This is a genomic window from Aquidulcibacter sp., from assembly GCF_049239865.1.
Lineage (GTDB): Bacteria > Pseudomonadota > Alphaproteobacteria > Caulobacterales > Aquidulcibacteraceae > Aquidulcibacter.
On record NZ_JBMLTR010000008.1, the window covers coordinates 44,267 to 54,169 of the forward strand.

The following is a 9,903-nucleotide window of genomic DNA, read 5'->3' on the forward strand; positions in this document are numbered from 1 at the left end:
TGCTCACCTCCATATCTTGTTCTTGAGAAGAAGATACGCCTTTCGATTTAAGGCCGCGCTAAGCGACAGGCTTAATTTTGAGTGATTTCAGACATCAGAATTCTTCAGATTGCCGTAGCGAGGCGTTCAGCTTGTCAGCCTTAGCGCTTCATTCGAATGACTTCGTCGAGCATGTCATCAGCTGTCGTGATGATCTTCGACGAGGCGCTGTACGCGCGTTGAATGATGATCATGGAAGAAAATTCCTGAGCCAAATCAACGCTTGAGGATTCGAGGCTGGATGAGGCAATCACGCCTGCGCCGCCGAGCCCTGGATCTTTCAGGCTGAACTGACCGGAATCTGCCGTCGGACGATAGACGCCGCCGCGGTCCGCCAGGAGCCCGTCGGGATTAATAAATGTCGCGACCGGCAGCTTAAAGATCTTCTTGGTAACACCATTGTTGAAGATCGCCGAGATGTAGCCATCCTTCGAAATCTCTACCCCACTCACATCGCCAAAGAGCGAACCATCGGTTGTGGTGGAGGTGATCGCGGTTGGGCTGTCGAACTGGCTCACGCCGCCTTCGCCACTGATTTGGCCGAGATCGAGACTGAAGGTTTGGGCGGCAAGACCGGTCGAGGCGGCCCATTTGGCTGTGCCCGCAGCCGGAGCACCCGCTGCTGCCGCGCCCAAATTGAAGCCAGCCAAGAGTGCAGGGGTGGTTGCCGCGGTGTCGAGCTTGCCGCTTGGGGTAAAGGCCAATGTGCCAGTGGCAATCTGACCATTTACCAGAGGCGCGCCGGTTGTGACGCTGCTTGCAGGCGAGGCGTAGATTTCTGTAATCCACTGATTGGCCGTCGCACTCTTCAGCATGGCGACATTAAAGGTACGCAGACCGCCGAGACTGTCATAGACTTGGAAGGACCAGTTGGCATCTGGCGTCACAGCGCCCGAAGCCATGTTGTTGGTCGCCGCATTATAGGTGCCGCCGGATACAGCCGTGCTAACTGGGGTCGTCGATTTCAGATTGCCGTTGATTTTGGCGATCGTGGACGGGGTCGCCGTGCCGGAAATCGAGCTTATATTGACGGTTTCAAGCAAGCTTAGATCGCTGGGGCTGGTTGTCACCGTGCCTGTTGGGTCAACGCGCCATCCTTGCAGGAAATATCCGGCTTGATTGACCAGATTGCCTTCATCATTGGCAGCGAATGTCCCGACCCGTGTGAACGCCACGTCGGTCACAGCGCCACCAGCTGTTTGCAGGGGCGACACAGCAAAGAAGCCTTGTCCCGAGATTGCAAGGTCTGTCACTGTCGAGGTCGTGTTCAAATTACCTTGTGAACGCACCAATTGCCGTGTCTGCGCGGAAACCCCACCTGCATTATAGGTAGAGCTTTTGCTTTGAGGATTGACCAGTCGGGTGAAGTCCGTGCGGTTCCGCTTAAAGGCGGTCGTGTTCACATTGGCGATGTTGTCAGAGACGACAGCCATGGCACTGGAATTGGCGATGAGGGACGAAACCCCCGCCAGCATTGCGTTATTGATCGACATTGAATGCTCCTGATCGTGTTTTTATTGTTAGGAGCATTCTGCCCAACCACTTGTGTCCAGATTTTAGGGACGGAGTGTTGATTTTTGGTTGATTTTTTTCTTAATCGCAGCGATTTAAGTCAAAATATCAACTGGCCTGCAGTCCTATCTTAACGATTGACGACAAGGGCAGGGCCGCGCCGCCAATTGTTACTGTCGGTGTGTTCCCGGAAAGGTCGACGCCGGTGATAACGCCCTTTTGTCGGACGGTGCCGGTGATCGGACGTTCATCCGCCCCTTGGGCATTAATTTCGAGGCGATAGGTCCCGGCAGGTGCTGCCTTGCCTGATTGATCCTTGCCATCCCAGGTAAAGGTCTTTTCGCCGGTGGAAGTTTCACCCGGTTTAGTGGCAATGGTCCGGCCTTGTGCGTCCACAATTTTTAACGTCGTGCTGGTTGAAGACCGCGGCAACTCATAGCGCCAGGTGGCTTGGCCACCGCTCGACAGACCAGCCAAAGCAGATGTCGCTGTCGCTTCTTTACCCAGATAAGCCACAGCCGTCGCGCCCGCGCTCAGCTTGGTGGTTTCGGTCAAGGACGACAAAAGATCATTGGTCTTCAACTGTTGTTCCACGCCCGAGAATTGCACCAATTGGTTGGTGAAGTCCTTGGTGTCCAAGGGTGACAGCGGATCCTGGTTCTTCAACTGTGCGGTCAAAAGCGTCAGGAATGTCTCGAAATTGTTGGCCAAAGAAGCTTTGGGTGTCGCGGCCCCTTTGGCCGCTGTGGCGGAGGCTGCTGTCGAAGCGGCCGTCGTATTGGTTACTGTTGCCATCTTGCGTTCCTTACAACTTAGGCGGTCATGGCGATGCGGGCGCGTTGCCAGCGTTCGACAGGACCAGAGAGGTGGGCGGAGAGCGGAGCTGCCGGCTCAGGCGTGGCCGCTTCGGAGGTGTCATAGCCTTCGAGGCTGTGTTTGATGCGCGCGCTTTGCTGCTGATTGGCATCGCGATTTTGCGGCGAACTGCCTTGATCATTCATTGAAAACGACAGGCCATTCTCTTCCAGTTCAAGCCCGGCTTCCTGCAAGGCGCGGGTCAGATCGCGCGCGGACAAGGCCAGATCTTTCAGGGCTTCAGGCCGATCCGTACTCACGACAGCGCGCACCTTTTTGTCGGTGCCTACAGTCAAACGCACATCGACCCGGCCCAATTCAGGCGGATCGAGGCGAAGGGTGAATTCCTTCATCCCATTTTGAATCCGGCGCATCATGGCGGCGGCGAGCATTGGCACGGTGTGGGGTTGCAGCACGGTCGGCTTTGGATTTGCGTCTGGTGCTGGAACCCCTGTACCATCTGTGCTTGCCGAGGCAGCAGCGTCAGCGGTTCCGTTGGAGCCAGCCATCATGCCAGCCGCATCGGTTGCCGCAATCTTGGTTTCTTCGCTTTTGGTGGCAGGCTTGCTGAAGGCAGGCACAGGCCCTGTTACAAGTGCGACCGAAGCTTGTGCAGTGGCGGTGGCAACTGGGGCGGCACTCGGTGCGCTTTGCAAACCTGCATCGTCGGACGCCACAAAGCCAGAGCCCGTGTTGAGCCAGCCGGTTGCGACATTGGTTTTGGAGGTGCGTGCTTCACCGGATTGGGCCTCCAAAGCCCGTGCTGCGCCGGGACCTTGGGGATCGGTAGCCAGGGCCAAATCAAAAACTGCGCTGGCTTGCGACGTCGAGGAATCGGTTGGCTGCGGACTCGGCTGAGGCACTTGCGCCATGACAGGTGTTGGCACCGTCGCAGTGGCAGTGGCCGTCGCCGCGGCCGTCGCCGTCGCCGTGGCAACAAGCTGCGCCATTTGCTTGTCGTCCGCCGCTGGCTGCTGGGTTTGCCCCAAGGCAGCAAGGCCTGCCAAAAGACTTTGCGACACGGTTGCTTGTGTTTTGGGGGCGAGCGCTTGGGCAGTCTGCGCCTGATCGATTGCAGGCTTTAGGGCAGGTTCGGCTGACTGGGTGGACGGGGCTGTGGCTGAAGCTGACGCTAAGGCTGAGGCGTCGCCCGTCTTGAAGGTCGCGCTGGCATCGCCAGTTTGAGCGACCAAAGCGTCAGGGGCATCGCCGGGCACGGGTTCAGCGGGCACTGCGTTGCCCATCAACGCCAGCGTAACCGCTGCGCTTTGAGCATCGGGAACTTGCCCGGCCGCGCCGATACCTTCTTGCTTGGCGACAGCCGCGGCCGAGGTCGAGGGAGAGGCAGGGTTGATCGGCGTGATCGCGATGGGAAGTGCCGGCACGACTGCGGACGGGGTAGCCAGACTATCTGTGACCGTAGCGGCATCATCGATCACTTGATCTGGGGCCAGCTTGGCACCACCGGTTGGGTCACGTGAATCCGGCGCTGTCTTTGCCGGTTCAAGCGCGCTGGGGGGTTGGACGAGGCCAATCATCGTGTCGACAAAGCTCAGACCTGCGGTCTCACCCATGTTTCCAGCTGGCGATACAGACGACTTCGCGCGCCGCGACTGTGGCGCCTCCGCGATGCTGTCCATCATGCGACCAACCATTTCCATGCGTCTTCAGCCCCCGCTTCCCAACATGTCGCACGTCACTCTGCGACTTCGAGCTAGGGGGGTAGCAAGGGGCGTGCCACTCGGAAATATGTGTAACAATCTGTTTTTGTTTGTATTTACTATGGGTTAACCGAGGTGAATAACGGCCAAATCAGCCGAGTGGCGGCATAGATTGCCGGGTGAAAGGCTAATCCTGCCGCGCAGCCTTATTTCGTTGTCTGGCGCGCCTTTACGGCGTGTTTTGTCTCGTTCAAGTGGGTTGCTTTGGGTTTGGCCTGCTTTGGCGCGCGGGTTGCAAGTAAGCATGTGACCACGTGCTTTTGCTGCAGAGGCTGCGGAGATAGAAAAGAGTTAAATCATTGAAATAAATTGATTTAATTCTGCTCTCCCAATCGCCGCCGCTGCGGGCGAGGTGTGTGATCAGGCAAAAACCGCTCGGCAAGTCGGCAAAAATGACCGGGTGCCGGGAGGAATAAGGCAGAAACAAAGGCTGAGTTGAATGTCGCTGAATTCGATCATGAACATCGCTACGAGTGGCCTGTTTGCCAGCCAAAACGCCATTCGCACGGTGACGCAGAACGTCTCCAATGTGAATACGCCGGGCTATGTGCGCCTTGAGCATAATCAGAATGCGCGCGAAGTTGGTGGCAGAGGTCAAGGCGTCGATACGGCCTTGGTCACCCGCGCGGCGGACCGCTTTCTAGCCGCAGCGTCGTTGGCGGCCTCCAGCAGCGCAGGCAGTGCAGCAGGCCGCTCGGGTTATTTGGACAATGTTCAAGCTGCTTTTGGTGATCCAACCAGCGAGTCTTCGATCTTTGCCGCCTTGAACCGTGCCTTGGGGGCCTTTGAAACAGGCGTGCTAAACCCGGGTTCCATCTCCGCTCGCCGTGGGGCGATTGCTGAGTTGCAAGGCTTCCTCGCTCAGATCAACACCGTCGGCCAAACCATTGAGACGGCGCGGGCTGATGCGGACCAGCGAGTGGCAGACCAGGTGCAGCGGGTGAATACGCTGCTGAAAGATATCTCGGCGGCCAATTCCGACATTCTGCGCGCCAATGCGGTCGGCGATTCAACTGGCGCACAGCAGCGTCAAGCCGACATGATCCAGGAATTGTCTCAATATGTTGACATCAAAGTGGCTCAGCGTCCGGATGGCTCAACGGAAGTTCGCACCAGCAATGGTGTCTTGTTGGCGGGCTTCAGCCCTGCGACCTTGAACTTTAAAGCCTCTGGCATTGGCGCGACCTCGTTTGATCGCATCACCATCACTTTCGGGACAGATCCCACCGAGCGCGAGTTTGAGCCTAGCATTCAAAGCGGGTCCTTGCGCGGCCTGTTGGACGTACGCGATCAGGATTTGGCCAAAATCGCCTATGGCTTGGGTGAACTCGCCGGTGGGATTGCCGATGCGTTGAACGCCGCCCACAGCCAAAACGCCACTTTGCCACCTTTGGCGTTGGCAAAAGGTAGCGATACCGGACTTTTGGCCTCCGACAGTCTAAACTTCACCGGCCAAACCAGCATTGGTGTTGTGAATGCCGCAGGCCTTTTGGTCAGCAAGATCGACATCAACTTCAACACCGGCGCGATCAGCGTCAATGGCGTGGCATCGGGAACCACCGGGACAACGATTGGCTCGCTCGTTACCGCGCTCAATACCGCGCTGGGGGCCAATGGCACGGCAAGCTTCACCAATGGGCGGCTACAATTGCAATCGGCCGCACCTGTGCCGGCAACCGCGACCCCCAATGGATTTGTGTTTGATGAGCCTGCAACCGGGGGAAGCCAACGCGGCAATCGTGCATTTGCCCATTTCTTTGGATTGAATGATCTTGTTCAGTCCGGCACGCCGCTCAACTATGCCACGGGCCTAAAAGCCACCGATGCTCACGGCTTTGTCGCTGGCAGCGTCATGAGTTTGCAAGTTGTCGGGCCGACGGGCGGCATTGCAACGACCAAAAATATCACCATTCCTGCTGGCACGATTGGCGACATCATGAACGCCCTGAATGATCCCACGACAGGGATCGGGCTCTATGGTGGGTTCTCACTGGATCCCCAAGGCGTCATGAAGTGGACGCCCGGCACAGGCCAAGGCAATTTGCGTTTGGAGATCACGCAAGACGTCGGTCCACGCGGGGGTACCAGCCACGGCTTTGCTGCGATCTTTGGCGTTGCGTCAAAAACCCGGGAAGCGCGCGCCTTAGGGATTGAGGTCAATCCAGCCATCGTTTCTGATCCCGCAAAAATGGGTCTCGCACGGCCAGACCTTTCCACGGTCGCCATTGGTGCTGTCGCGGTTGGCTTGGCCGATAGCCGCGGCGCGCAGGCCTTGTTTGATGCGTCGCGGGCACCTTTGCCTTTTAGTGACGGGCCAGGCGGTGTTACCCGCTCGATGAAGTTGATGGACTTTGTCTCATCGCTTGGGGGCGATGTCGGACGACTGGCGGCGGAAGCGGCTTCTGACAAACAAACCGCTGACGGCTTTAAGGCCGAGGCTGATGCCCGCCGAGCCAGCGTCGAAGGCGTCAATCTCGACGAGGAATTGGTCAAGCTGACCAGTTTCCAACAAGCCTATTCCGCTGCCGCCCGCATGATCCGGGCAGTTGATGAAATGTACCAAACTTTGCTGCAGGCCGTTTAAGGCCAACCAAAACTGAAGAAACACAGGTGGAGCAACCCTCATGAATCGCGTCGCAACCTATAATCAGTTCTTCGGCAGCGCTGCCGGTATTGCCTTGGGTCAAGCCAATATGGCGAAGGCGCAAGAGCAGGCCTCGACGCAAAAGATCGCCGGAGACTTGCAAGGGTTTGGCATTGAGGCCGGGCGTCTTTTGTCTGCTAAAACCTATGCCGAACGTTTGGATCGTCGGGCCGAGACCCTCAAGGCGCTGGAAGCCCGCGCAGATGTCGAAGCCACGGCCCTAGATAGCGCACAAGCCGCAGTCCAGCAGGCCCGTGATGGCTTGGCTAATGCCGCAGCCAACCAAAATGGTGCTGGCTTGAAGGCAGCCCTTGAGCAAGCCCTCAGCATCATCGATACAGCCGCCAACGCTCAATATAATGGCGAGGCTATTTTTGGCGGCGAGTGGGGCTATGGCGAGCCGTTTGTGCCCGCCAGCCTCGATACTTTGGCCGCGCAACCCAATACTGATGCCAATTGGGTGGATACCGGACGCAATCGCACGGTGATGATCGAAGATAATCGCTCGATCGAATTGAGCCGCAATGCAGAAGATTTGTTCCGGCCCTTCGTCGACCTTTTGCGTTCGATCCGCGTCTGGGAAAATGCCAATGGTCCGCTCACCGGGAAACTCACCACCGCGCAGCTAACCTATGTCCAAGGCCTCATTCCCCAGATGGCAGCGGTGCAAACTAATTTGATCGACAAATCGGCTGAGGCGGGCAGCACTGCGAAGCAAATTGAGATGGCTGTGACCACCAATGATGCCAAGCGCGACACCTTATTGGCCACAATTGGCGATCAGGAAAATGTTGATCTGGCCGAAGTGGCGGCCCGCCTATCTGCTGCGCAAACCCAGTATCAGGCCTCGGCTGCGATCTTTGGGCAGCTAAAGGACCTGAACCTGCTGCAATATTTGCGATAAGCTGCTAAAGCACTGCCATCGCTACAGGCCTTGAACCTGTGGGGAAGGAGAGAGCATGTCGTTAGATACATTTGGGGCTCGCGCTGACGCTGGCCCGTCAACCATTCCAGATATTGATTTGGGCTTTGATAAGCCCCGCGCCAAAACCCGTGTAGTTGTTGCCATGTCCGGCGGCGTGGATTCCTCCGTTGTTGCCGCATTGGTGCAAGCCGCGGGCTATGAAACCATTGGCATCACTTTGCAGCTTTATGACCATGGCGCCGCCCTCAAAAAGCAAGGGGCATGCTGTGCCGGGCAAGACATTCACGATGCACGCCGGGTCGCCGATCAGATCGGCATTGCCCATTATGTGCTCGACTACGAAAGCCGCTTTAAAGAAGCCGTGATCGACAATTTTGCGGATACCTATCTCGCGGGCTTCACGCCCATTCCCTGCGTCCGCTGCAACCAAAGTGTGAAGTTTAAGGACTTGCTGGAAACAGCCCGTGACCTCGGGGCCGATTGCTTGGTGACCGGCCATTATGTTGGCCGCGTTGATGGCCCCGAAGGAGCAGAAATGCGCCGCGCCGCCGATGCAGCGCGCGACCAATCCTATTTTCTGTTCGCAACCACGCGGGCGCAATTGGGCTTTTTGCGGTTCCCGCTGGCGGACTTGCCTAAGCCTGCCGTGCGCGACATTGCAGCCGCCCTGAGTTTACCCGTAGCGATAAAGCCCGACAGCCAAGACATTTGCTTTGTGCCAAATGGCAAATATGCCGACGTGGTGGCCAAGCTGCGCCCAGGCGCGGCCGAACCCGGTGAGATTTTGCACGTCGACGGGCGGGTTCTAGGCACCCATGATGGCGTGATCCATTTCACCGTTGGTCAAAGACGTGGATTGGGCATCGCAACGGGTGAGCCCTTGTTTGTCGTCAAATTGGATGCGGCAGCCAAGCAGGTGATTGTTGGGCCGAAAGAGTGCCTAGCCGTCACCCACATCACGCTCACAGATGTGAACTGGATCGGCGAACACGTCGCGGGTGAGGATGCGCTGGACGGACGGCGTGTGTTGGCGCGTGTGCGCTCTACTCGCCCACCGGTGCCAGGGACCTTGCATATCGGGGCAGGGTGGTCCGTTGTCTTGGATGATCCCGAAGAAGGCGTCGCACCTGGGCAAGCTTGTGTGTTTTATGACCCTCAAGATCATGGCGACCGGGTCCTTGGTGGTGGCTGGATTGCTGCGACCGCCCTGCGCGGCGAAGGCGTGGCGCTGTAGCCCTAAGCCGAAGTCTGGGTTAGATCGACATATGCCCACTTATCATCAGCCCAAGAAAATGAGTTTTGTGCCCCCGATTTTGCGGCGCAGGTTTATCGTGCCGGATAATCCCCGCGAGCTGGGTACCTTGGTTGCCATCATCGGCCTTGCAATCTCTTTGATTTCCGCAGGACCGACGGTCTTGGATTTGACCCAATGGATGGGTAAGCGACAAGCCGAAGCTAAGTTGGTCGCCACTGTGCCCTTCCGCGCCAATCTGGAAAGCCGCCTCGTGGGCGTTTATTTGTTTGACGATGAGAACAAGCTGCAAGTCGCCGTGCGCGGGGACCGTGTTTATTTGAGCAAAGCGGCTGTTGCGCCAAAGGCGTTGGTCGTGTGGCGGGCGGGACGGTCTGACAAAGCCAAGACCATGTTCCAGTATCTCGACTATCTCTTAGGTCTGCCCATTGGCCTAACCGTCTTGGCTTGGGGCTTGACGATCCGAGTTAAGCGACCCGATCCGTTTGAGGAGGCGATGGCCGATCGGTCAGACGAAAGCGGTCCTGCTGCATGAACTATCGTCACGCCTTTCACGCCGGCAATTTCGCCGATGTTTGGAAGCATTTAGTCCTTGTACTTAGCCTCGATCATTTGCGGCTAAAGGAAGCCCCGTTCCGCGTCTTGGATGTGTTTGCGGGCATCGGCACCTATGACCTCTCCAGCGAGGAAGCCGCACGCAGCCCCGAGTGGCAGGATGGGATTGGCCGCTTGTGGGCGGCAGAAAACCCGCCGGCACCTGTTCAACGCTACCTCGACCTTGTGGCTGCGGCAGGCGACGGCCCCAATACTTACCCTGGCTCACCCGCCCTGATCGCAGAGATGTTGCGCTATCAGGACAAAGCTTTGTTCTGTGAGCTGCATCCAATTGACTTTGAAACGCTCGCGACGCGCTTTGACCGCGCACGCGGCATCAAGGTGGAGCGTCGCGATGCGT

8 protein-coding genes are annotated in these 9,903 nt (G+C 57.6%); 5 read left to right on the forward strand and 3 right to left on the reverse strand.

Going from position 1 to position 9,903, the window contains the following annotated elements; genetic code table 11:
- Positions 1-140: 140 nt before the first annotated feature.
- The 3 genes from ACOVRA_RS01285 to ACOVRA_RS01295 all read right to left on the reverse strand — a co-directional run bounded on the left by ACOVRA_RS01285 (position 141) and on the right by ACOVRA_RS01295 (position 4,067).
- The gene (locus tag ACOVRA_RS01285; protein WP_421718731.1) at positions 141-1,532 is read right to left on the reverse strand and encodes a flagellar hook protein FlgE; all 1,392 of its coding nucleotides are present in this window, start codon (positions 1,530-1,532) and stop codon (positions 141-143) included.
- Between the two features lie 127 nt (positions 1,533-1,659).
- On the reverse strand, positions 1,660-2,346 hold the full coding sequence (locus tag ACOVRA_RS01290; RefSeq protein WP_290808661.1) for a flagellar hook assembly protein FlgD: 687 nt from the start codon (positions 2,344-2,346) through the stop codon (positions 1,660-1,662).
- 17 nt (positions 2,347-2,363) lie between these two features.
- On the reverse strand, positions 2,364-4,067 hold the full coding sequence (locus ACOVRA_RS01295) for a flagellar hook-length control protein FliK (protein ID WP_421718732.1): 1,704 nt from the start codon (positions 4,065-4,067) through the stop codon (positions 2,364-2,366).
- A 499-nt stretch (positions 4,068-4,566) separates the two neighbouring features.
- Between ACOVRA_RS01295 and flgK the strand changes: the two genes are divergently transcribed.
- The 5 genes from flgK to rlmJ all read left to right on the forward strand — a co-directional run.
- The gene (gene flgK, locus ACOVRA_RS01300; RefSeq protein ID WP_421718733.1) at positions 4,567-6,711 is read left to right on the forward strand and encodes a flagellar hook-associated protein FlgK; all 2,145 of its coding nucleotides are present in this window, start codon (positions 4,567-4,569) and stop codon (positions 6,709-6,711) included.
- A 40-nt stretch (positions 6,712-6,751) separates the two neighbouring features.
- Positions 6,752-7,675 carry a flagellin gene (locus ACOVRA_RS01305; RefSeq protein WP_421718734.1) on the forward strand — a complete coding sequence of 308 codons (924 nt, stop codon included), beginning with the start codon at positions 6,752-6,754 and terminating at the stop codon, positions 7,673-7,675.
- Positions 7,676-7,730: 55 nt separating this feature from the next.
- Positions 7,731-8,930, forward strand: a complete 1,200-nt coding sequence (gene mnmA / locus ACOVRA_RS01310; protein WP_421718735.1) for a tRNA 2-thiouridine(34) synthase MnmA — start codon at positions 7,731-7,733, stop codon at positions 8,928-8,930.
- A 31-nt stretch (positions 8,931-8,961) separates the two neighbouring features.
- On the forward strand, positions 8,962-9,483 hold the full coding sequence (locus ACOVRA_RS01315; protein WP_421718736.1) for a hypothetical protein: 522 nt from the start codon (positions 8,962-8,964) through the stop codon (positions 9,481-9,483).
- A partial coding sequence (rlmJ, locus tag ACOVRA_RS01320) for a 23S rRNA (adenine(2030)-N(6))-methyltransferase RlmJ (protein ID WP_421718737.1) occupies positions 9,480-9,903 on the forward strand: 424 nt, incomplete at its 3' end. The genes ACOVRA_RS01315 and rlmJ, both read left to right, overlap by 4 nt.